This window comes from Lacrimispora sp. (assembly GCF_036758025.1).
Taxonomy (GTDB): Bacteria; Bacillota; Clostridia; order Lachnospirales; family Lachnospiraceae; genus Lacrimispora.
Genome location: NZ_DAIOXM010000008.1, coordinates 61,720 through 85,382, shown reverse-complemented (window position 1 = coordinate 85,382; position 23,663 = coordinate 61,720). Strand labels below are relative to the sequence as shown.

Below are 23,663 nucleotides of genomic sequence, written 5' to 3'. Positions count from 1 at the left end.
TGGGGGCAATAGGAACGTTTAATTCTATGACTTACAAGAATGTTATGATCGGTAACGATGTATGGATTGGCGGCAATGCAGCAATTAATCTCGGAATCACAATAAGAAATTTTGCTATAATCTGAATCAGAATGGAGGGATTTTCATGACTTTAGAGGAACAGAGACAGTATATTTTAACTGGAAAAATGTATAATGATTTAACATCGGAATTGGTAGAGGCGAGAGAAAAAACAGTTTTATTGACAAATCAGTACAACGCTTCATTTGGGCAGCCAGCACATGTAAGAGAGGAATTATTAAAACAGGTATTACATTCTATCGGTTCTAGCGTACATTTTGAACCTACATTCAGATGTGAGTTTGGTTTTAACATCTCCATTGGCGATAACTTTTATGCAAATTTTGATTGTATCATGTTAGATGGCGGTGGGATTGAAATTGGCAGCAATGTCTTATTTGGACCTAAAGTGGGTATTTATACGTCAAACCATGCAATTGACGCGGATGAACGTGCCGCAGGCGGCTGTTATGCAAAAAAAGTAACGATTGGAAATAAAGTTTGGATCGGAGCCGGCGTGCACATCAATCAAGGTGTTACCATCGGTGACAATTCAATTATTGGTTCCGGAAGTGTTGTAACTAAAGATATTCCTGCAAATGTTATCGCTGCGGGTGTTCCATGCAGAGTTATCCGGGAAATTACAGAGGCAGATAAAACTGGTTTCCCATATATTTAGAGCAATCGATCTGCATTAGCAAATAAATAATCAATGAAATATCTGCTTGCAATCGGTAAGCTGTTTTTCTCTTTATAGCCTACTGCCAGTGTCCGGGTAATAGGCGGCTCTGTAGGGCGAATGGCAATATTATAATTGGTGCGCTGTAAAACAAGCTCTGCTAAGATACTAATACCAAGACCGGCTTCTACCATTGTCATAATTGCGTAATCATCATGAAGCGTATATTTAATATTGGGCTTTAGACCACAGGCTTCAAATGCTTCTAATGGTTCACTGTAATGTCCTTCCTCTAACAATATAAATGAATCATTAACTATTTCATCTAAACGTATTACCTCATAAGAAGACAAGGGATGATCTTGAGGAAGAATTACCGGCATAGTTCCAGTTTTTATTGTGTGGGTTACTATTCCATTTACTGCATATGGGTTAATAAAGCCAAAATCCACAGCTTCAGTTTTTATCCACTCTTGTATTGAGCTGTAATCCCCTTGGTGCAGTATAAATTGTACATTTGGATACATAACTTGAAAATCTCTCATTAAGTTTGGCAGCCAATGGCAAGTGATACTGGAAATTGTGCCAATACGAATAATTCCAGTATCTAAGCCTTTTATCTCTTTTGCTTTTTCCTGCAATCCCTGGTATTGTAAAATCATTTTCTCAATAAACGGATATAGTTCTTCCCCTTCCTTTGTCAATTTTGCTCCGACACGGGAACGGTAGAGCAGTTTCATGGATAATTCTTCTTCTAAAGATGCAATCATTTGGCTGATAGCAGATTGGGTATACCCAAGTGCGTCGGCTGCTTTTGTGAAGCTGTTGAGTTCAATGATTTTTTCAAGTGCAATATATCTATTCATAATTGACAAATCACCTTTTCTAATAATTGGATTAGAATTATTTGTTTTACTAATTTATAAAGTCAGTATACAATAAATCCAAGAAAAACACAAGAAACGGGTGGTTAATGCCGATGACAACTATTAGGAAAAATAATCTCATTTCTATTTTGCTGGTGACAACAGCTTCCTGCCTGCTCTACGGTATAGGCTCAGGAATACGCAGTAATTACGGTATTATGCTGGGTGCTATATCGGCAAGCAGTGGTCTTGCATACTCCTCTGTCAGTTTTGTGTTAGCTGTAGGACAGCTTGTGTTTGGCATCATGCAGCCGGTATTCGGTATTGTGGCACTGAAAAAATCCAATCTTTTTGTGCTGTGCTGGGGTATTCTCTCCATGGCGGCGGGGCTTTTGATGATTCCTTTTTGCCGGTCAGCCTGGATGCTGATGATCTTTCTCGGTATCGTATTGCCTGCTGGAACCGGCGCACTGTCCTTTGGAATTGTAATGGGTGCGATTACACCAAGGATTCCCGCCAGCAGCGCTTCAACGGTTTCAGGTTTTGTCAGTGCAAGCAGCGGCATCGGCAGTATCATACTGTCCCCGGTTGCACAGGCTTTGATCGCTTCCAGTGGACTGATTGGGGCAATGATTTTTCTAAGCGTTCCGACGCTGGTGCTTCTTCCGGTGGCTCTATGGCTGTGCAGACCCAGGACAGGGCAGGAATCCTCACCAAAAGACGAGCGCCGGGAGTCCATGAAGGAACTGTTTTTTAACGCGATTCATAGCAGTACATATCGTTTTTTGCTGATTGGATTTTTTACTTGCGGATTTCACATGGCAATTATTGAAACACATCTATATACCCAGATTACCACCTATGGAGTTTCGGAAAAAACCGCTGCATATGCATTTTCCATTTACGGACTCGCTTCAATTATCGGATGCGTATTAAGCGGTGCGGCTTGCAGCCGGTTACAGATGAAACAGGTGCTTGGCTTTCTCTATGGGTTAAGATGTATCATTGTTCTGACATTTTTTCTTGTCCCCAAAACCCTGTTGACAATATACGCTTTTACAATCCTTTTGGGCATGACCGGCAATTCGACGGTTCCGCCTACCTCTGGTCTTGTCAGCCGAACCTTTGGAGCTGCAAAGCTGGCAACACTATTTGGCATTGCTTTTCTCTCTCATCAGATTGGGAGTTTCTTCAGCGCCTGGCTTGGAGGAGTAAGTATTTCAGCTACTGGCAGCTATACTTTTATATGGGGCACAAGTGTATTGCTCAGCGCACTTGCATCTTTTGTGAGCTTTCGTATCAAAGAAGCCTGAAAACAAATAAAGGAGGAACACAAAAATGAAACAATACGTAGTTGACGCATTCACAGATAAGGTATTTGGCGGAAACCCTGCAGCTATTTGCATTCTGGATACCTGGATTTCGAATGAATTAATGTTGAAAATTACAGCAGAAAATAACTTATCTGAAACCGCCTTTGCGGTGAAAAAGGGAGAAAAATATCATCTGCGCTGGTTTACACCAGGCGGTGAAATCGACCTATGCGGCCATGCAACTCTGGCTTGTGCCTATGTTGTACTAAATTATATAGAGACAACATGGGACATTGTTACATTTGAAACGCTCAGTGGAGATTTGATTGTGAAACAACAGGAAAATCTTTATGAAATGGATTTTCCCGCTTATGATCTTAGTCCTGTCACCGTAACAGAGCAAATCATTCAGGCTTTCGGTGCTGTACCGAAAGAAGCCTATATGGGCAGAGACTTGATGTGTGTGTTTGAGGACGAAGCCACGGTGAGGAATCTGAATCCCAATTTAGAGAAAGTGAAGATGTTGGATGGGTTACTCCTCCATGCGACTTCTGAGGGAAAAGATTCCGACTGTGTATCACGTACATTTGCCCCCAAATGTAATGTCTCTGAGGACCCGGTATGCGGTTCGGGCCATTGCCATATTGTGCCGTATTGGGCCAATAGACTGAAAAAGGATAAGATTGTGGCGTATCAGGCATCTGAGCGGGGCGGCATGCTTTATTGCCGGATGGAGGGCAATAGGGTAAAACTCAGCGGTAAAGCGGTGCTTTATTCTATAGCGGAACTCTATATTGATAATTAAATCGCAGAAGAGAAAGAATAGCCCCGGCTTATCGTAATCAGAATTTTTCAAAAGAAGAAATCGAAATATTATCTTCTAAATCTTAATGTCAAAAATATTTCTTCCAAACAAATTCTGGAAATTAAAAGACGAGATTGATGAATACATGGAATACTATCAAGCTTTCTTGATGGTTAAAGAATCTTGACCCCATAAGTTTTTTGACCTGTATCTGGCAGGCGATGAAATGGCGAAGGAACATTATATCCCCATGAGCAAAAATGTTAACTATAATTAACGAATAATTTAATCGCGGGGCTTGTAATCCAGATAACTATTAGGGCAAAATCATCAGGAAGTATATATGGTGATTCTGCCACTTTTTGCATTGGATTTAGCATGTTTTTTTGTGGAATACTATTTGTAAAAATTTTAACTTTGCAAAAAAAAAATGTAAAATACACAAAAAGATGTTGACAAACTATTCAAAGAGGCATATATTGAACTTACATAGATAAACCGTTCCACCAAACTTCTTATTTTTTTCACATCTTGATAAACCGGTATACTAAACCGGTATACTAAACCGATTCACTTTTTATTGATATTCTTAACTGAATCATGGTAAAATAAGGATATTATTTATTATAACAGAGGTGAAGCGATGAAGAATATAACAATATCAGATGTGGCAAAATTTTCAGGTGTTTCTAAATCTACAGTATCAAATTATTTAAATGGAAACTTTGCGAGAATGTCTGACGAGACAAATAAAAAGATAAGAAGTGCAATTGAGACTTTGGGATATACACCAAGCCTGAGTGCCAGGCGGCTGTCCTCAAAGAATCACAGTAAAACGATTTGTCTAGCTATTCCGCGGAACATTTCACAGTTGTATGATTCAATGTATTATCCGGTTGTGTTTTCCGCAATTGGAGATGAGGCAAAAAATCTTGGCTATAATATCTTGATTTATTCGATGGATACTGACAATCAGAGTCAGACCATTGAGTATCTCAAGAGTCTGGCGTCGTCACTGGTTGATGGTATTCTGCTGTTTGATCTGGAAGAAGGTAAACCAATCTTCCGGGAATTTGGACGGGCAGGAGTACCGTATGTCTGTGTCGGTAAACTCTATAATGAAGAGGACTATAACTACGTTGCGTCTGATCATGCCGGTGGACTGAAGCAGGTGCTGGATTATTTTTATACATTCGGGCACAAAAAGGCAGCCATTATTACAGAGGGGACGGCAGATGGTGTCGTAGAAATTAACAGGAATATGGCTTTTCTTGAATTTTTGGCAGAGAATAAGGAGATTGAAAAACAGTATCAGTACCTTAGAATTAACTGGAGGCATAGGGTTTCGGATATCAAGCTGCTCTTTAATGAAATGCTTAATCCAGCTAACCGCCCGACCGCTGTATGTATCAGCAGCTGCTTTATTGATATCTTTATGGATGTTGTAAAGGGGTATGGACTGCAGGTACCGGGGGATATTTCGGTAGTGATTCTTGAATATTACAAAAAATCAAAGGTAACGGAGCCCTATAGTGATTTTTCTTGTGTGGAATCGCGGGTGGAGAAGGTATCAAAGACTGCGCTGCACAAACTGATCAGATCAATTGATACGGGCAAACCGTTTAAGTCAGAATTGATTCCGTTAAAACTGCAGATCAAAAATTCCAGTATAAAGCCCAAATAATGGAGGGATTTACATGAAAAAAACCAAATGGAACTTGTTGTGTGTGGCACTTGGCGGAGTGATGCTGCTTTCCGCAGCGGGATGTTCCGTACAAAATTCAGACAATGTGGTGACAACGGCTGCGCCTACTGAGGCAACAACAAAAGCAGCAGATTCCCAGGGGACAGAAAAGCAGGATCCAAAGGAGAAACGGCAATTGGTATTCTGGGACAAATCGGAATATGTAGAAGGATATAACACTCTTATGAAAGCAAAGGTCGATGCTTATGGGGCCGAGCATAATGTGGAGGTGAATTATGTCATTGTTCCGGCGGCTGATATGAAACAAAAGCTGATGGCAGCAATTGAAGCGGGGAATGCTCCGGATTTGATTGTGGGAGACGATACTCTGGTAGGTCAATTTGTATCCATGAATCAGATTGCCGATTGTGCCGATGTTTTTGCAGACGTAGATTTTACTGATAATGCCAAGATTCTGGGAACATTCAACGGCAAAGAATTTTTAGTACCTCTGGCATTTACAGCGCCGGGGATGTATTTAAGAATGGATAAATGGCAGGAGACCGGAATGGAAATTCCTCAAACATGGGAAGAACTGAAAGCAGGAGCCAAGGTTATAAATGATCCGGCCAATGGTTTTTATGGAATGGGCTTTGCTATGGGCGCATCAGGAGGCGGCGATGCCGAAGGATTCTGCCGGACAATTATTCTTGACTGGGGCGGAGTGCCGGTTGATGAAAGCGGGAAAGTAACAATTAATTCACCGGAAACACTGGAGGCACTTAAGTTTATTGCCGGTCTTTATGAAGAAGGATTGATTCCGCCGGATGGGATTACAGGTGATGATGGCTGGAATAACAGTGCTTATCTGGCTGGAACGGTTGGTGTGATCTGTAATTCCGGTTCGGTAGTATCCAGTATGAAAACAGAGAATCCGGAATTGCTGGAGAAGACTCAGATCATTGCTTATCCGGCAGGACCTACCGGAACGGCATATACATTAGGGGGAGCCAATGTATTCGGTGTTTTTGAAACCGGCAAGAATACCGAGACAGCAAAAGAGTTTATCAAATACTATTTCAGTGATCTGGATAATTATAATAACATGATCGAAGCAATGGGAGCAATGTGGCAGCCCGTAGTGAACGGTGTTGATGATACTGAATTCTGGAAGGATCCTGTCAATGCAGGGTGGCTGGCCAACTCGAAGAATACATATAAGACTTATTATCCGGCACCTTCGGATGAGAGGGCCACGGTATCATTCTCCAATCAGTTATGTGTAAAGACGGTTCAAAAGATTGTTGTGAATAAAATGGATCCGCAGGAAGCTCTGAATCAACTGGAAGCGGAATTGAACAAGATATACAAGTAAAGTTGGCGGTCTGCAGGATGGAGAAAATCATCCTGCAGGCATCAGAGAAAGGCGAGAGAAGATGAAACCAAGAAAACATTCACAACAAATCATTGATAAGTGGCATGGTATCTTGCTGATGGTTCCAATCGTATTAATCATCTTCGGAATTACCGGTATTCCTTTTGCCCGTGCGGTGTATTTAAGCTTTACCGATAAGGTGGTGGGCTTGAAGGAGGAATTCGTCGGACTAGAGAATTACCGGATGCTTTTTACCGATAAGGTCTATTGGAAGTCGCTTAATAATACGGTGGTTTATACTGTTGGGAGTATTGCGGCGAAGTTGTTGGCGGGTCTGCTGCTGGCGGTATTGTTAAACCAGAATTTCCGGGGAAAATCTTTTTTTCGTACGGTGCTGCTGATTCCCTGGGCATTGCCAGGGATGGTTGCGGCTACCACATGGCGCTGGATGTATGACAGCACCTATGGCATTATCAACAGTATGCTGCTGAAGGCAGGGGTTATCGATCTGCCGATACCATGGCTTAGCGATCCCAATATTACCCTTCTTTCCACAATGATTGTCAATGTGTGGAGGGGAATTCCGTTTTTTATGTTTAGCCTGCTGGGGGCATTGCAGACCCTGGACAGACAGGTGTTTGAAGCGGCCTATGTTGATGGCGCAGGTTCATTTAAACAATTTATTTATATAACATTGCCGGGAATATCAAGTGTTCTGGGAATTTCAACCTTACTTTCAACGATCTGGACATTTAATGATTTTGAAAATGTTTTTTTGATCACCGGAGGTGGACCGATTTACTCATCAAGTGTGATATCCACATATACGTATGATCTGGCGTTTATCCAGAATTCCTTTGGCAGAGCACTTTCGGTAGCGGTTTCGGTTATCCCCTTGATGCTGTTGATGATTATTGTATCGCGTAAGATTATCAGCCGAGATATCAGCGAATAAATAACACTGAATTCTGGAGGTAATTATGGTAAAGGCAAAGCGAAAAAGAATTACGAATTCAGTGCTGACCTACGGAATTTTATGTCTGGCACTGATCTGGACGATTTTTCCGATCTATTGGATGGTCAAATCATCTGTGTCATTGAATTCAGAAATGTATGTGGCAAGACCGGCGCTTTTTTCAAAGGTAATTACATTTGACCACTATGTTGATTTGATTTTTAATACGACTTTTTTACACAGTGTCTGGAATAGTCTGGTAGTTGCCACGATTACGACAGTGATTTGTCTGACGATTGGCATACTGGGGGCGTACGCCATGACCAGGCTAAAATATCCGGGCCGGGAACTGTTCCGCAGCAGCATTATTGTATCGTATCTGATGCCGACGGCAGTTCTGTTTGTACCAATGTATGTGTTTGTCAGCAGTCTCGGATTTTATGATAACAAATATGCCCTGCTGATTATTTATCCTACATTTGTAGTACCGTATTGCTGCTATATGCTGATCAGTTATTTTAAGGCAATACCCTATGCTTTGGAAGAGGCTGCGTTGATTGACGGCTGCAACCGGATGCAGACCTTATGGCATATTATTATTCCGATTGCACTTCCGGGGATCGCCGTGGTGGGTACATTTGCGTTTACGATGGCGTGGAATGAATATTTATATGCAATGATTATGACTACCAGCAATGCCCAAAAAACGGCTACCGTTGCAATTTCAGCCTTTAAATTTGCAGATTCGGCCATATGGGGCAGAATTATGAGTGCATCGGTGGTATGTTCATTGCCGGTAACAATTCTCTATATTGCGGCACAGAGCCTGCTGATATCAGGAAAATACGAAGGAAGTGTAAAGTAAAGGAGATTTTTTTATGGATACAAACTATGATCACTTATTAGAACATGTACATACGGCATCATCACCATCAAATCTGCGGATTACTGATATCCGGGTGGTGGATATTGTCGGATCGCCCATGCATTGTACCCTGGTAAAGGTATATACCAATCAAGGATTGGTTGGATTCGGCGAGGTCAGAGACGGCGCTTCCAGGAATTATGTATTGGCACTGAAGAGCAGGTTGATTGGCGAGAACCCATGCCAAATAGACAAGCTGTTCCGCCGGATCAAACAGTTTGGCGGAGATGCGCGTCAGGGCGGCGGCGTTTGTGGTATTGAGATTGCCCTTTGGGATCTGGCGGGCAAAGCCTATGGCGTCCCGGTTTATCAGATGCTGGGCGGAAAGTTTCGGGACAAAATAAGGATGTACTGCGATACCGATGTTGAAGGCAAGCATACCGGTAAGGAGATGGGGGCAGCCTTAAAAGCCAGGATGGATAGCGGCTTTACATTTCTGAAAATGGATCTGGGGATCGATCTGTTGTATGACAAAAAAGGTGCTTTAAATGCTCCCTTGGGAATTGTCGAAGAACTGAAAAAATCGTCCCTTGCCTATGATGCGGTCAAACGAAAGGTTTCACCGCTGGAACGAGAGCAACGCAACCGGTATTATGATATGCAAAATATTCCCCACCCGTTTACAGGTGTTCAAGTGACCGAGCATGGTTATGAGATTTTAGAGGAGTATGTCAGAGAGGTCAGGGAAGTAATCGGGTATGATATTCCATTAGCAATTGATCATTTTGGACATATCGGTGTAGAATCTTGTATTAAGCTGGCCAGGCGTGTGGAGAAATATAATATTGCCTGGATGGAGGATATGATTCCGTGGCAGTATACGAAGCAGTACATAAGGCTCAGTAATTCGACCTGTGTGCCAATTTGCACAGGTGAAGATATTTACCTGAAAGAAAACTTCCGGCCACTGCTGGAAGGCGGCGGAGTGTCGGTGATCCATCCGGATATCCTGACCAGCGGCGGAATTCTGGAAAATAAAAAAATCGGTGATATGGCCCAGGATTACGGTGTGGCTATGGCCGTTCATATGGCGGAGAGTCCAATTGCCTGTATGGCAGCAGTCCACAGTGTGGCCGCGACTGAGAACTTTTTGGCACTGGAATTTCATTCACAGGATATTCCCTGGTGGTCTGATCTTGTTAATGGACTTCCCAAACCAATTGTTCAGGATGGTTATATCACTGTGCCGGATGCGCCGGGACTTGGGATTGAATCATTAAATGATGAGGTTATCAAAGAACATCTGCACCCGGACTATCCGGAGATGTGGCAGGAAACAGCGGAATGGGATGATGATTATTCACATGACAGAGCATGGTCATAGTATAGGAGGAATGAGATGATATATTATACAAGGGAACAGATTATAGAATTGACTCAGTTGTGGCAGGGGGAACGGCTGCCGGATGGCAGGCCAAAGGTTGCGGACCATTTACTGGAAAAGTTGAAATCAATGACTCTGGAAGAAATCTGGCTGCCCTTATATATGAAAGATTACCGGTTCCAGTTTGAGGGTGAATTAAAGCCTCTTCATGCCGGAAAAAAACTGGTCGGCAGGGCGGTGACAGCTACATTTATGCCGACTCGCCCGGATCTTATGGATGGTATTAAACGGGAAAGGGGGACCAAAGGATATTCAGGCACATGCAATCAATGGGTGGTCGATAACCTGTCAGAAGGCGACGTTGTGGTTGCCGACATGTATAATAAGATATGGAATGGAACATTTTTGGGCGGAAATCTGACTACTGCAATCAATATCAAAACAAAGAGCGGCGGTGCGGTGATCTGGGGCGGTGTCCGTGATATCGAACAGATGGAAAAGATTGATACCCAGGTTTATTTCCGGGGAACTGATCCCACACCGATCAGGGAATGCCTGATGGCATCTTATAATGGCCCGACGAGAATCGGAGCTGCGGTTTGTATGCCCGGGGACGTAGTGTTTGGTACAAAGAGCGGTGTCCTGTTTATTCCGGCACATCTGGTAGAAGATGTGGTTAACAGCGCGCAGAAGACGCAAGCCAAGGATATCTTTGGTTTCGCAATGTTAGCCCTTGGGAAATATACGGCGGCTGAGATTGACAGTACGATCTGGACATTAGATATGGTGAATGAGATGATTTTTTTCTTAGATACTGATCCGTCAGGAGAACAATATCGCGGGCTGGATTGGTCCATGGAGATTAATGCGGCACATGGAGATCAAGCGGCTATTGATGAACTGATGAAAGGATATTTGATTTGATGTTAGATTTGTTCAAACGGTTGGCGAAAAGAAGGGGCTGCCGGATCATATAGATTCTTAGCTCGTTTATCTCAAAATAAAAGCACCCCCATATGAATCATGTTTCCTAAGCATTGATAAATTCATATGAGGGTGCTTTTATGTGAACATAAAAGGAATTAGTACGATTGTTATGTATGTTCCTTTTTGAGGTTAGATTCAAGATGTTTATACTTCATATTTTATGTTGACAAGGATAAAAAAGTATAGTAAATTAAAAACATCGCAATTAGTTTAGTGACTGAATTATATAAGGAGGAAATAAGTATGGGCTATTTTAATGGTATTGGAAAAATCAACTATGAGGGACCTGAGAGCAAAAATTGTCTGGCATTTAAATATTATAATCCAGATGAGATTGTTATGGGAAAAACCATGAAAGACCAGCTTAGATTTGCCATGTCTTATTGGCACACATTTACTTACATGGGGAATGATCCTTTTGGAGGACCAAGTATGTTCCGTCCCTGGGATAATACAGAGGATACCATGGAAAAAGCAATTGAACGTGTTCATGCAGCATTTGAATTTATGGAAAAGATGCAGATTCCTTTCTTCTGTTTCCATGACAGGGACATTGCTCCCATGGGAAAGGATTTAAAAGAAACCAATGAAAGACTGGACGTAATTGTAGGTGTTATCAAAGAAGAGATGGCCAGAACGGGAATTAAGTGCTTATGGGGAACTACTAATGCATTTGGCCATGAAAGATTCGTTCATGGAGCTGGGACCTCCTGCAACGCAACAGTATTCGCTTATGCAGCAGCTCAGATTAAAAAGGCGATGGAAATCACAAAAGACCTTGGCGGCGAAAACTACGTATTCTGGGGCGGACGTGAAGGTTATGAAACCTTACTCAATACGGACACAGCATTAGAACTTGATAATCTTGCAAGATTACTTAAGATGGCAGTTGACTATGCAGAAGAAATCGGCTTTACAGGACAATTATTAATCGAACCAAAACCAAAGGAGCCAACGAAACATCAATATGATTTTGATACTGCAACAGTGCTTGCATTCTTAAGAAAATACAATTTACAAGATTATTTTAAACTTAACATTGAAGCAAACCATGCAACTCTTGCACAACATACATTCCAGCATGAATTAAACCAAAGCCGTATCAATGGTGCACTTGGAAGTGTAGATGCAAACCAGGGAGATATGTTACTTGGATGGGATACCGATCAATTCCCGACTAATGTTTATGATACCACTCTTGCCATGTATGAAATTTTATTAGATGGAGGATTTACAAAAGGCGGATTAAACTTTGACTCTAAAGTGAGAAGGGCTTCTTTTGAGGAGGATGATCTGTTTTATGCATATATAGCTGGTATGGATGCATTTGCAAGAGGCTTAAAAGTAGCGGCCAGATTAATTGAAGACAGAGTTTTTGAAGACTTTAAAGAAAATCGTTATGCAAGCTATAAAGAAGGGCTTGGAAAAGATATTGTAGAAAATAAAGTGGGATTTAAAGAATTAGAGACATATGCTTTAGAAAATGGAATTACACCTAATGTGTCGGGGCGCCAGGAACTATTGGAAAGCATCTTGAATCAGTATATTATGGAAACAAAATAGTTACTTTATACGAGGAGAAGGACTATGTTATATATTGGTGTAGATTTAGGAACATCTGCAGTTAAACTGCTCCTTATGGATGAAAAGGGAGATATTAAAAAAATTGTTTCCAAAGAGTATCCGATCTACTATCCACAACCGGGATGGTCGGAGCAGAATCCAGAGGACTGGTATGAACAGACAGCAGCAGGAATAAAAGAATTAACTAAAGATTGTGATAAGCAAGCCATTGGAGGAATCAGCTTTAGCGGACAGATGCATGGACTCGTTATTCTGGATAAGGAAGATAAAGTAATCCGCCCTGCGCTCCTGTGGAATGACGGAAGAACAGCGGCAGAGTGTGATTATCTGAACCGTGTAATAGGAAGAGAGAAGGTATCTGATTATACATCCAATATAGCGCTGACAGGTTTTACTGCTCCTAAGATTTTATGGGTAAAGAATCATGAACCGGAGAACTTTTCTAAGATACAAAAGATTATGCTCCCGAAAGATTATATTGCTTATAAATTATCAGGTGTTCATTGTACAGATGTGTCCGATGCTTCGGGGATGCTGCTTCTGGATGTAAGAAAAAGAAGATGGTCTAAGGAAATGATTGAGATTATAGGAATTACAGAAGATCATCTTCCTAAAGTATTTGAAAGTAGTCAAGTGGTAGGCACTTTAACAGAAGAGGTGGCTGCTGAACTAAATCTTCCGTCTGATATTAAGATAATCGCCGGAGGAGGAGACCAGGCTGTTGCAGCGGTTGGAACAGGAACAGTAGGCGATGGTATGTGTAATATATCCCTTGGAACTTCAGGAGTTGTTTTTGTATCCAGTAAAGACTTTGGTGTAGATGATAACAATGCTCTTCATTCCTTTGCACATGCAGATGGAAGGTATCATCTTATGGGAGTAATGCTCAGTGCAGCAGCTTCTAATAAGTGGTGGATGGATGAGATCCTGGATACAAAAGAATATCAGAAGGAACAAGAGCTTATTACGAACCTGGGGAAAAATCATGTTTTCTTTTTACCTTATCTAATGGGCGAAAGAACTCCTCATAACAATCCCAATGCGAGAGGAACCTTTATAGGAATGACTATGGACACCACGAGAGCGGATATGACTCAGGCTGTACTGGAAGGAGTTGCTTTTGCCCTTCGTGATACTTTTGAGATTGTAAAATCTCTGGGTATTGACATTAAAAGAGCCCGCATAAACGGAGGAGGGGCAAAGAGTTCCATTTGGAAAAAAATAATCGCTAATATTTTAAATGTTAAAGTGGATACGATTAATAGTGAAGAAGGCCCTGCTTTTGGAGCTGCTATATTAGCTGCCGTAGGGTGCAATGAGTATGCTACTGTAGAAGAAGCAGCTTCTGAACTTATAAAAGTAATCAATACCGTAGAACAAGAGGAAGTGCTAGTAACGGCATATGACGAACAGTATAAAAAGTTTGTGGGAATTTATCCTGATGTGAAGGACTTGTTTGACAAACTACTATAAAACGTTATTTATTTGATGATTAAAAACTGAGCAAGGGCATTCCTTATAAGCAGGAATGCCCTTATGAAATGTATGGCAGATAAATTTTTGGAGTTATGCCGATTGAGAAGGCTTTGTATTTAATTGAAGATATTTAATACCTAAAAAGTTTTTAATACAAGTACAGGTTCCTCCAAGAAGGGTTGCAATATCCTGAAGCTTAGAAGGTAAAAGAGTACAATATTTATTCATTCGGTTTGTAATAGAAGACTCTATCCTATCAATAGTATCAGGAAAATACGTAACGAAGGAACTGTTAATAACAATAACATCAGGATTAAAAGTATTTAATATGTTATTAACTCCAATCGACATATATCTAATGAATTCATTTAATATAATCTGTGCGTCCGGATCACCCTTTTTATAATAAGAAACAAAAGAATCAAAATCCATTTGGGGAAGATTTTTTAATTTGGAAAATTCCTGCATCAGAGCCTTTTCAGAAGCATATTGTTCAAAGCACCCCTTATTTCCGCAAGGACAAGGTCTTCCATCAGGAACAATAATGGTATGACCAAACTCACCGGCATAGCCATTATATCCAGTATACAGTTTGTTTTGTGAAATAATGCCAATACCAATACCCGAATGTACACTGATATTAATAATGTTAGGATAATCATAACAGAAGGTTTTTTCGCCTATTACCGATAGATTAGCTTCATTTTCTACATAAACAGGGATATGAAATATATCTTCCAGTTCCTTTTTTAAGTCAATCTGTTCTAAAGAATAATAAGGAGTAAAAACAATGGAATTTTTATAAACAACTCCGTGGATGCTAAGAGAAATTCCAATTACACCATAAACGGTAGTGGAAAGTTCAGCCAGAGTATCGTCAATGATGTTCTTAAGAAGATCTATAATACGAAAAGAAGGCACAGAATTTTTATATTGCTTTAACTTGCGGTTTTCTCCTTTTAAGTCTGATAAAAGAAGGGAGATGTGATCAACTCCTAAATCAATGGATATCACATAACCTTCCCTTTGATTAAAAGAAAGAAGAATAGGTTTCCTTCCCTTGGTAGTATCATCACTTCCTATTTCAATTACTAATTTTTTGTTAATTAAATCTTGTACGATAGCAGAAACAGTTGCTTTTGTAAGCCCTAGATTTTTTGCTAAAGTTACTCTTGAAATAGAGCTTACATTAATAATAGATTCTAATATTAGGTTAGTATTAATATCACGAATTAGTTCTTTGCTTCCAACAACCATTATAACTACCTCAATTTCTATACATAATATCAATGTATTTTATCATAGATTATTCTATACTTGCAAGTCGTAAAAACACATAGGGATAACTGTACTAGGAGTAGTTCTGTAATAGGAGCAAAAGAACATAGTTATAATGTCTGCAGATAGTTGAATTTATTGAGATGCCGCAAAAATCAGGAATTAGCCTTGCGGACCAATAAAAATACGCTCCCAGGCCATGTCACATAGCTTGGGAGCATATTTTTATGTATAATAATATCCGAGCTGGATATTTGTTTCCTAAGAATTTTCCATAAACGACGCCAACTTATATGGGAGTCTTAATTAAATGATTAACAATTAAATTCAGAGTCTTTAATTGTTAAAAATGTCACAAAAAATCGGGTAAAAAGCGGTTGACATTGTTAAAATAGTCTGATAATATCAATATTAAATAACGGAAGAAGAATCCGAGAGAGAGCACAGAAACATGCCGCCGAAGGGGAATGCGAAAACTCTCAGGCAAAAGGATCGGGTTTGGACGTAACTCTGGAGAACATTTATGTACCGAAGAAGTCAATCTTTCAGGTAAAAGGACAGAGGCAGTTAGGAATATCTCATAAGGATATTTTTTTCTGCCTCTTTTTGTTAGATAAAGGGAAGACTTTCCTATTACATGTAAATTTTAAGGAGGATTACAACATGGAACTAAAAACACCGCTTTATGAAATGCACTTGAAGTATCATGGCAAAATAGTCCCTTTTGCCGGGTATCTGCTCCCCATCCAATATGAACAGGGAATTATCAAGGAGCATATGGCAGTAAGAACGGGAGCCGGGCTTTTTGACGTTTCCCATATGGGGGAAATCATCTGCAAGGGGAAAGATGCATTAAACAACCTGCAGAAGCTCCTGACCAATGATTTCACCGGCATGGCAATCGGGCAGGCAAGGTACAGCCCTATGTGCAATGAGCACGGAGGGACGGTAGATGATCTGATTGTGTATAAAAAGCAGGATGAGGAATATTTTATTGTGGTAAATGCGTCTAATAAAGATAAAGACTACCAGTGGATGCTGGATCATCAATTTGGGGATGTTGTATTTGAAGATATTTCCAGCCAGGTCTCACAAATCGCCCTTCAGGGGCCTAAGTCCCAGGAAATACTGATGAAGCTGACCGCTGACATCCCGGAAAAATATTACTATGCTATTTTTGATGCCAAGGTAGCCGGAATTTCCTGTATCGTATCCAGAACCGGATATACGGGAGAAGATGGATTTGAACTTTATCTGGACAATGAACATGCACAAACCATTTGGGAAACTCTTTTAGAAGCTGGAAAAGAATATGGAATCATCCCCTGCGGACTGGGAGCCAGAGACACCTTAAGGCTGGAGGCCGGAATGCCCCTTTACGGCCATGAAATGAACGATGAAATAAACCCTGTGGAAATCGGACTGGGATTTGCCGTGAAGATGCAGAAGGAAGATTTTATAGGAAAAAGCCATTTGCCGGATAAGGATTCCCTGACCAGAAAGAGGGCAGGCTTAAAGGTAACGGGACGGGGAATCATACGGGAGCAGGAGGAAGTTCTTGTAAACGGGAAAAAGATCGGTTTTACCACATCGGGAACCCACTGTCCCTATTTAGGCTACCCGGCTGCAATGGCTATTTTGGATAAGGAATATACAGCAATAGGCACAAAGGTAACCGTAATGGTCAGAGGAAGAGAAGTAGAGGCAGAAGTAGTGCCCCTTCCATTTTATAAAAAGTCAAAATAAGTGATCAAAAAAAGCACCCTGCGGGCATACTTATATGCAAAAAGCAAGGGAAATCATATTGAAAAGGAGACGAAATTATGAAGGTATTAGAAAATCTGGTTTACACAAAAACACATGAATGGGTGAAGTTTGAGGATGAGACAACTGCTTTGGTGGGACTTACGGATTATGCCCAGCATACACTGGGAGAGCTTGTATTTGTGAACCTTCCGGAGGAGGGGGATGAAACAGAAGCAGGCAAGTCCTTTGCCGATGTGGAGTCTGTAAAAGCCGTTTCTGACGTGTATTGCCCGGTAACAGGAGTTGTGGCGGAAATCAATGAAGAACTTCTGGATGCGCCCCAAAACATCAATGAAGCTCCTTATGAAGCCTGGTTTGTAAAAATCACAGACATTACGGATAAGGAAGAATTCTTAAGCCCTGAGGAATACGAGGAATTTGTGAAAAACGAGATGGAATAAAAAGGAGGTTCGCATATGGGTTCATTTATACCTGCAACTGATCAAGACAGAAAAGAAATGCTGTCAGCCATCGGTGTTGAGAAAATAGAAGACCTTTTTGGACAGCTTCCCCAGGAGGTTATGCTGAAAGGAGAATTAAACCTTCCCCGGGGAATGTCTGAAATGGAAGTGTACAGAAAAATGGAAGGCATTGCATCAAAGAACAAGGTGTTTCCCGTGGTATTCCGTGGAGTAGGTGCATATAAGCACTATATTCCCTCCATTGTGAAAAGCGTGCTGTCCAAGGAAACCCTGTATACGGCTTACACTCCCTATCAGGCGGAATTGAGCCAGGGAATTTTGCGTTCCATATTTGAATACCAGACCATGATCTGTGAACTGACAGGAATGGATACGGCCAATGCTTCCGTGTATGACGGTGCGGCTGCGGCTGCAGAAGCAGTGGCTATGTGCAGGGACCGGAAAAAGGATAAGGCCTTTGTTTCGGCCGCAGTTCATCCTCAGGTTATGGAGACTATAAAAACATATTGCTTTGGAAATGGGATGGAGCTGGTTGTCATTCCTGAAAAAGACGGCCTTACAGACCTGGATTTCTTAAAGGAAAAGGCAGACGCACAGACTGCATGTGTCTATATCCAGAATCCTAATTATTACGGCAGCTTAGAACCGGCAGAGGAGATCGGAACTATAGCAAAGGAAGCCGGAGCAAAGTATATTATGGGAGTGAATCCTATTTCCCTGGCGCTCATTAAGACACCGGGAGAGTACGGTGCTGATATTGCGGTGGGAGAGGGACAGCCTCTTGGACTTCCTCTGTCATTTGGAGGACCGTATATCGGTTTTATGGCCTGCACCAAGGATATGACCAGAAAGCTGCCGGGAAGAATTGCCGGAGAAACCGTTGACTCCAACGGAAAAACGGGATACGTTCTGACCCTTCAGGCCAGGGAACAGCACATCAGGAGAGAAAAGGCATTGAGCAATATCTGTTCAAACCAGGCCCTCTGCGCTTTGGCAGTATCCGTATATCTTTCGGCAATGGGGCCGGAAGGGCTGAAAGAGGCAGCGGTCCAGTCCATGTCAAAGGCCCATTATATGGCTGACCGTTTGGAATCCATTGGATATCCGGTTATCAATGAAGGGGAGTTCTTCCATGAGTTTGTGACCATTTCCAAGGCTCCCACAGAAGATGTTCTGAGGGCCCTGGAGAACCAGGGAATTCTTGGAGGCTATCCCTTAACCGGTAAAAGAGCAGGGCAGATCCTATGGTGCTGTACGGAATTGAATGCAAAGGATGACATTGACCGTGTCATCGACATTCTGAAGGAGGTGTAAGGATATGCTGATATTTGAAAAGGGACGGGAAGGAAGAAGCTTAAGCATTCTGCCGGAGTGTGATGTTCCGGTCACCATGCCGGAAGAGGGTAGCCAGAGAAAAAGAAGTCTGCATCTGCCTCAGATGTCTGAAAATGATATAAGCAGGCATTATACAGAAACTGCAAAAATGGCATACGGCGTCAATGACGGCTTTTATCCTTTGGGCTCCTGCACCATGAAATACAACCCAAAGATCAACGAAGACACTTCCTCTCTCCCCGGTTTTACCCAGATTCATCCGCTGCAGCCGGAGCATACGGTGCAGGGGTGTCTGGAGGTGCTGAAAACAGCAGAGCAGTACCTTTGTGAAATTACGGGAATGGACCGGATGACCTTTCAGCCGGCAGCAGGCGCTCACGGAGAATTTGTGGGACTTTTGCTTATGAAGGCATACCATGAAAGCCGGGACGACAAAAAGAGAACTAAAATCATAGTTCCGGATTCCGCTCACGGAACCAATCCTGCAAGCGCATCCATGGTGGGATTTTCCGTAGTCTGCATTCCATCGTCAGAAGACGGCGGAGTGGATTTGGAAGCACTGCGAAAGGCAGTGGGAGAGGATACGGCAGGTCTGATGCTGACCAACCCCAACACCTTGGGACTTTTTGATAAAAACATACTGGAGATCACAAAAATCATCCATGATGCAGGCGGTCTGGCCTACTATGACGGAGCCAATTTAAATGCTGTTATGGGCATGGTAAGACCTGGTGATATGGGCTTTGATGTGGTTCATTTAAATCTTCATAAAACCTTTTCCACTCCTCACGGAGGCGGAGGCCCGGGAAGCGGACCTGTAGGATGCAAGAGCTTTTTAGCTGAATTTTTACCCGGCGATCTGACCGAGAAGGAAGGCCGGTATCTGCTTAAAAATCCGCCTCACAGCATGGGCCGGGTGAAGAGCTTTTACGGAAACTTCCTGACCGTAGTCAGAGCCACAACTTATCTGCTTATGCTTGGAAAAGAAGGGGTTCCAGAGGCGTCACAGCATGCTGTGTTAAATGCCAATTATATGATGGCGAAATTAAAGGATATTTACGATATGGCATACCCAGGACTCTGCATGCATGAGTTTGTCATGAGTCTGGCAATGCTTAAAAAGGAAACAGGAGTATCGGCCATGGACATTGCAAAGGGATTTTTAGACCATGGAATCCATCCGCCTACTATGTATTTCCCGCTGATTGTGCCGGAGGCATTGATGGCAGAGCCTACAGAGACAGAATCCAAGGAAACTTTAGATCATGCGATTTCTGTATTCCGCAGCCTTTATGAAACGGCAAAGTCCGATCCGGAAACCCTGCATCAGGCTCCCATACGCACACCTGTCACCAGACTTGATGAAGTGAGAGCAGCCAGAAATCCAATACTAAAATACGACTTCTCAGATAAGGAAACAGACAAAGATGATACAGGAAATTAAATACGTAGACGGAAGCGGCTATGATCCCTATTTAAATCTTGCCATTGAAGAACATTTACTGGAAACAACAGGAAAAGACGCCTGCACCTTATATCTTTGGCAGAATGAAAATACAGTTGTAATTGGAAAAAACCAGAATCCATGGAAGGAATGCAGAGTCCGGGAACTGGAACAGGCTGGCGGCCATCTTGTAAGGCGGCTTTCAGGCGGAGGTGCTGTATACCATGACCTTGGAAATCTGAATTTCACATTTCTTGTTCAGAAGGAAAATTATGATCTGGAAAAGCAGTTGGAGGTCATATTAAGCGGGGTTAAAAAGCTGGGAATCCACGCGGAAAAATCAGGACGGAACGATATTACCGTATCCGGACGGAAGTTTTCCGGCAACGCCTTTTATACCAGAGGAGATAAATGCTATCACCATGGAACTTTGATGGTCAGTGCTGATCTTGATAAGCTGTCCCAATATCTGCAGGTTTCAAAGGATAAGCTGGCATTAAAGGGAGTGGATTCCGTCAGATCCAGAGTGACCAATCTTTCGGAATATCAGCCTGATCTGACCATTGATCTGTTAAAGGAAAAGCTTCTGGAGGCATTTGAAGAAATTTATGGCTGTAAGGCGGCTTTTTGCAGGCAGGAGGAGCTGGATCAGAAAGCATTGGCAGAAGGAAGGGAGAAATTCTCTTCCTGGGATTGGCTCTATGGCCGGAACATGGATTTCCAGTATGAACTTTCAAAACGGTTTGTATGGGGAAATGTAATCTGGCAGTTTCAGGTAAATGCAGGAATGATAAAGGATTTGCAGGTGTTTTCTGATTCCATGGAACCGGACCTTATGGATATGCTTCCCGGTTATATAAAGGGATGCAAGTATGACAATGATACGATCTGCGGCAAGCTGGAACAGGTACCTGCTAAGACCCAGGCCCATAGGACTATCATTGAGGATTTAAAGGAATTTTTTGTGACTGCAGAATTGTAAAAATCAGGGGCGTTTGAAGTAAAGTTCAAACGCCCTTTAAGGAGGAATTGGATGGAGGAAATGTATGATCTGCTGATTATCGGCGCAGGCCCCGGAGGGTATGTAGCGGCCATTAAAGCAGCAAAGCTGGGAATGAAGACAGCGATCATAGAAAACCGGGAAACAGGAGGCACCTGCTTAAACCGGGGCTGCGTTCCGGCCAAGGCCATGCTCCATGCTGCAAAGCTGTATCAGGAAGTTTTGTCAGGAGAACGGTTCGGAATCATTTCAAAGGATGTAAGCTATGATTACAGCAAGGTGATGTCCTATAAAAATGAGACCTCTGAAAGCCTCAGACTTGGTGTGGAGCAGCTTTTAAAGGGAAATAAGGTGGACAGGATTCATGGAACCGGAACACTGACAAAAGATGGAAGTGTCAGGGTCACAACAGAGGACGGGGAAGTGCTTCTTCAGGGCAAACATATACTGCTTGCAACAGGGTCAAAACCTTCTTTTCCGCCTATTGAGGGAATCCGCCTTCCCGGAGTCATGACCAGCGATGAGCTGTTCCAGCTTGACCATGTGCCGGAAAGCCTGATTATTATAGGAGGCGGAGTCATAGGAGTGGAATTTGCCACCGTATTTGCTTCCTTTGGTTCCAAGGTCATGGTGCTGGAGGCGGAGGAACGGCTTCTGCCCGGACTGGATAAGGAAATTTCACAGAATTTAAAGCTGATTTTGAAAAAGAAAGGCGCCGACATTTATACCAAGGCATTTGTTCAGAAGATAGAAAAAGAGGGACAGGACTTTATCTGTACTTTTTTGGAAAAGGGAAAGAATAAGGAAACAGTCGGGGTTTTAAAAAGTCCTTACCTGCTTTCAGCAGCCGGAAGAATTCCCAATACAGAGGGGCTGATGGAGGAAGGCGTTTCTTTGGAAATGAACCGGGGCCGGATTCTGGTAAATGAGAATTTTGAGACAAGTATGCCGGGAGTATTTGCGATCGGCGATGTGACCGGAGGGACTCAGTTGGCTCACGCTGCCAGTTCTCAGGGGATCTGCGCAGTGGAGGCGATGAAGGGTGAAGAGATGTCAATTGATCTGTCAGTCATTCCATCCTGTGTTTATACTGATCCTGAAATTGCTTGTGTGGGAATAACGGAAGATGAGGCAAAGGAAAAGGGAATTGAGGTTGTTGTGGGAAAGTTTTTGACGCATGGCAACAGCAAATCCTTTATCACCAAGGAAGAGAGAGGATTTGTTAAGGTTGTAACGGATAAGGAAACCGGTGTATTGCTGGGAGCTCAAATGATGTGTGCCAGGGCTACGGATATGATAGGAGAGATGGGAACAGCTATTTCCAACAAACTGACTGCCAGACAGCTTTTAAAGGCAATGAGGGCTCATCCGACCTATAATGAATCAGTGGCAGAAGCTTTGGAGGACAGTATTGGCGGAGCCATTCATGCGCTGCCCCGGAGATAGGGAATGTCCAAAAGAATTGAGTTTTCCTCCCGACTATGCTAAAATAATAAGAACAAGTGAACAAGAGAAAAATGGTTTTGCAATCATTTAAGGAGGGAATCATTGTGAGATTTTTTGTAGATACGGCGAATTTAGAGGAAATCAAGAAAGCAAATGAAATGGGAATTATCTGCGGAGTGACAACCAATCCGTCACTGATTGCAAAAGAGGGAAGAGACACCAAAGCAGTGGTAGAAGAAATCGCAGGCTTGGTTGACGGCCCCATCAGCGGTGAAGTGAAGGCTACTACAGTTGATGCAGAGGGAATGATAGCAGAAGGACGGGAAATAGCCTCCATTCATCCCAATATGGTAGTAAAAATTCCCATGACAGTAGAAGGCTTAAAAGCTGTTAAGGTGCTGAGAGCAGAGGGGATTAAAACTAATGTGACCCTGGTTTTTTCAGCAGCTCAGGCGCTTCTGGCAGCCAGGGCAGGAGCCACTTACGTTTCTCCTTTCTTAGGAAGGCTGGATGATATTTCCATGCCGGGAATTGACCTGATCAGGGATATTGCAGAGATATTTATGGTTCATGAGATCGAAACGGAAATCATTGCTGCAAGCGTGAGAAATCCCATCCATGTAATTGACTGTGCTAAGGCAGGTGCTGATATAGCAACGGTGCCGTTCCCTGTTTTACTTCAGATGACAAAGCATCCGCTGACAGACCAGGGAATTGAAAAGTTCCAGGCTGATTATAAAAAAGTGTTCGGAGAGTAAGAAATAATTTGAAAATGCCGTAATTGCAGCCCCTGGCGGAATCCGCCTCCGGCCGCAGTTACGGCGTTTTTCTATTTGCCGTGGTCTTTGCTCTGTGGTAAAATGGTATTAATAACCAACTACGAAAAATCAGGAGGTACA

The 23,663-nt window shown here is 42.4% G+C and carries 20 protein-coding genes and 1 riboswitch; of the genes, 18 read left to right on the top strand and 2 right to left on the bottom strand.

Translation table 11 applies throughout. The annotated features are described in order from the left end of the window. Window positions 1-145: 145 nt before the first annotated feature. Window positions 146-739 carry a sugar O-acetyltransferase gene (locus tag V7M78_RS09020; protein ID WP_333648621.1) on the top strand — a complete coding sequence of 198 codons (594 nt, stop codon included), beginning with the start codon at window positions 146-148 and terminating at the stop codon, window positions 737-739. Here the strand turns inward: V7M78_RS09020 and V7M78_RS09015 are convergent. Beyond that, window positions 736-1,605: a LysR family transcriptional regulator gene (locus V7M78_RS09015; protein ID WP_333648619.1), complete on the bottom strand. Its 870-nt coding sequence runs from the start codon at window positions 1,603-1,605 to the stop codon at window positions 736-738. The two genes, V7M78_RS09020 and V7M78_RS09015, sit on opposite strands and share 4 nt — an antisense overlap. Before the next feature lie 113 nt (window positions 1,606-1,718). Here V7M78_RS09015 and V7M78_RS09010 point away from each other — a divergent pair, with 113 nt between their 5' ends. The 10 genes from V7M78_RS09010 to xylB all read left to right on the top strand — a co-directional run bounded on the left by V7M78_RS09010 (window position 1,719) and on the right by xylB (window position 14,030). Beyond that, window positions 1,719-2,918 carry an MFS transporter gene (locus tag V7M78_RS09010; protein WP_333648617.1) on the top strand — a complete coding sequence of 400 codons (1,200 nt, stop codon included), beginning with the start codon at window positions 1,719-1,721 and terminating at the stop codon, window positions 2,916-2,918. Between the two features lie 25 nt (window positions 2,919-2,943). After that, window positions 2,944-3,723: a PhzF family phenazine biosynthesis protein gene (locus tag V7M78_RS09005; RefSeq protein WP_333648615.1), complete on the top strand. Its 780-nt coding sequence runs from the start codon at window positions 2,944-2,946 to the stop codon at window positions 3,721-3,723. A gap of 667 nt (window positions 3,724-4,390) precedes the next feature. Continuing rightward, window positions 4,391-5,407: a LacI family DNA-binding transcriptional regulator gene (locus V7M78_RS09000; RefSeq protein WP_333648613.1), complete on the top strand. Its 1,017-nt coding sequence runs from the start codon at window positions 4,391-4,393 to the stop codon at window positions 5,405-5,407. Window positions 5,408-5,420: 13 nt separating this feature from the next. Beyond that, window positions 5,421-6,782 carry an ABC transporter substrate-binding protein gene (locus V7M78_RS08995; protein ID WP_333648611.1) on the top strand — a complete coding sequence of 454 codons (1,362 nt, stop codon included), beginning with the start codon at window positions 5,421-5,423 and terminating at the stop codon, window positions 6,780-6,782. Window positions 6,783-6,843: 61 nt separating this feature from the next. Then, window positions 6,844-7,737, top strand: a complete 894-nt coding sequence (locus V7M78_RS08990) for a carbohydrate ABC transporter permease (protein WP_333648609.1) — start codon at window positions 6,844-6,846, stop codon at window positions 7,735-7,737. 25 nt (window positions 7,738-7,762) lie between these two features. After that, window positions 7,763-8,602: a carbohydrate ABC transporter permease gene (locus tag V7M78_RS08985; RefSeq protein WP_333648607.1), complete on the top strand. Its 840-nt coding sequence runs from the start codon at window positions 7,763-7,765 to the stop codon at window positions 8,600-8,602. A gap of 13 nt (window positions 8,603-8,615) precedes the next feature. Continuing rightward, a complete protein-coding gene (locus tag V7M78_RS08980; RefSeq protein WP_333648605.1) occupies window positions 8,616-9,986 on the top strand; it encodes a mandelate racemase/muconate lactonizing enzyme family protein in 1,371 nt (456 codons plus the stop codon). A 15-nt stretch (window positions 9,987-10,001) separates the two neighbouring features. Next, the gene (locus V7M78_RS08975) at window positions 10,002-10,910 is read left to right on the top strand and encodes an RraA family protein (protein ID WP_333648603.1); all 909 of its coding nucleotides are present in this window, start codon (window positions 10,002-10,004) and stop codon (window positions 10,908-10,910) included. A 306-nt stretch (window positions 10,911-11,216) separates the two neighbouring features. Beyond that, window positions 11,217-12,536 (top strand): xylose isomerase, encoded by a 1,320-nt coding sequence (xylA, locus tag V7M78_RS08970; RefSeq protein ID WP_333648601.1) that lies wholly within the window; start codon window positions 11,217-11,219, stop codon window positions 12,534-12,536. A 24-nt stretch (window positions 12,537-12,560) separates the two neighbouring features. After that, on the top strand, window positions 12,561-14,030 hold the full coding sequence (xylB, locus tag V7M78_RS08965; RefSeq protein ID WP_333648599.1) for a xylulokinase: 1,470 nt from the start codon (window positions 12,561-12,563) through the stop codon (window positions 14,028-14,030). A gap of 93 nt (window positions 14,031-14,123) precedes the next feature. Here xylB and V7M78_RS08960 read toward each other — a convergent pair whose 3' ends face one another. Next, entirely contained in the window at window positions 14,124-15,290 is a 1,167-nt protein-coding gene (locus V7M78_RS08960; RefSeq protein ID WP_333648597.1) for an ROK family transcriptional regulator, read from the bottom strand. A 443-nt stretch (window positions 15,291-15,733) separates the two neighbouring features. Beyond that, a riboswitch (glycine riboswitch) is annotated at window positions 15,734-15,816 on the top strand. A 158-nt stretch (window positions 15,817-15,974) separates the two neighbouring features. Between V7M78_RS08960 and gcvT the strand changes: the two genes are divergently transcribed. The 7 genes from gcvT to fsa all read left to right on the top strand — a co-directional run bounded on the left by gcvT (window position 15,975) and on the right by fsa (window position 23,522). Continuing rightward, on the top strand, window positions 15,975-17,057 hold the full coding sequence (gene gcvT, locus V7M78_RS08955; RefSeq protein ID WP_333648595.1) for a glycine cleavage system aminomethyltransferase GcvT: 1,083 nt from the start codon (window positions 15,975-15,977) through the stop codon (window positions 17,055-17,057). 77 nt (window positions 17,058-17,134) lie between these two features. Further along, window positions 17,135-17,518 carry a glycine cleavage system protein GcvH gene (gcvH, locus tag V7M78_RS08950; protein WP_333648593.1) on the top strand — a complete coding sequence of 128 codons (384 nt, stop codon included), beginning with the start codon at window positions 17,135-17,137 and terminating at the stop codon, window positions 17,516-17,518. Window positions 17,519-17,533: 15 nt separating this feature from the next. Continuing rightward, window positions 17,534-18,853, top strand: coding sequence for an aminomethyl-transferring glycine dehydrogenase subunit GcvPA (gcvPA, locus tag V7M78_RS08945; protein ID WP_333648591.1), 1,320 nt, complete (start codon window positions 17,534-17,536; stop codon window positions 18,851-18,853). Between the two features lie 4 nt (window positions 18,854-18,857). Next, a complete protein-coding gene (gene gcvPB, locus V7M78_RS08940) occupies window positions 18,858-20,318 on the top strand; it encodes an aminomethyl-transferring glycine dehydrogenase subunit GcvPB (RefSeq protein WP_333648589.1) in 1,461 nt (486 codons plus the stop codon). After that, a complete protein-coding gene (locus V7M78_RS08935; RefSeq protein WP_333648587.1) occupies window positions 20,302-21,300 on the top strand; it encodes a lipoate--protein ligase in 999 nt (332 codons plus the stop codon). Before gcvPB ends, V7M78_RS08935 begins: the two co-directional genes overlap by 17 nt. Before the next feature lie 51 nt (window positions 21,301-21,351). Beyond that, window positions 21,352-22,764, top strand: coding sequence for a dihydrolipoyl dehydrogenase (lpdA, locus tag V7M78_RS08930; RefSeq protein WP_333648585.1), 1,413 nt, complete (start codon window positions 21,352-21,354; stop codon window positions 22,762-22,764). 104 nt (window positions 22,765-22,868) lie between these two features. Next, on the top strand, window positions 22,869-23,522 hold the full coding sequence (fsa, locus tag V7M78_RS08925) for a fructose-6-phosphate aldolase (RefSeq protein WP_333648583.1): 654 nt from the start codon (window positions 22,869-22,871) through the stop codon (window positions 23,520-23,522). The last annotated feature ends 141 nt before the right edge of the window (window positions 23,523-23,663 follow it).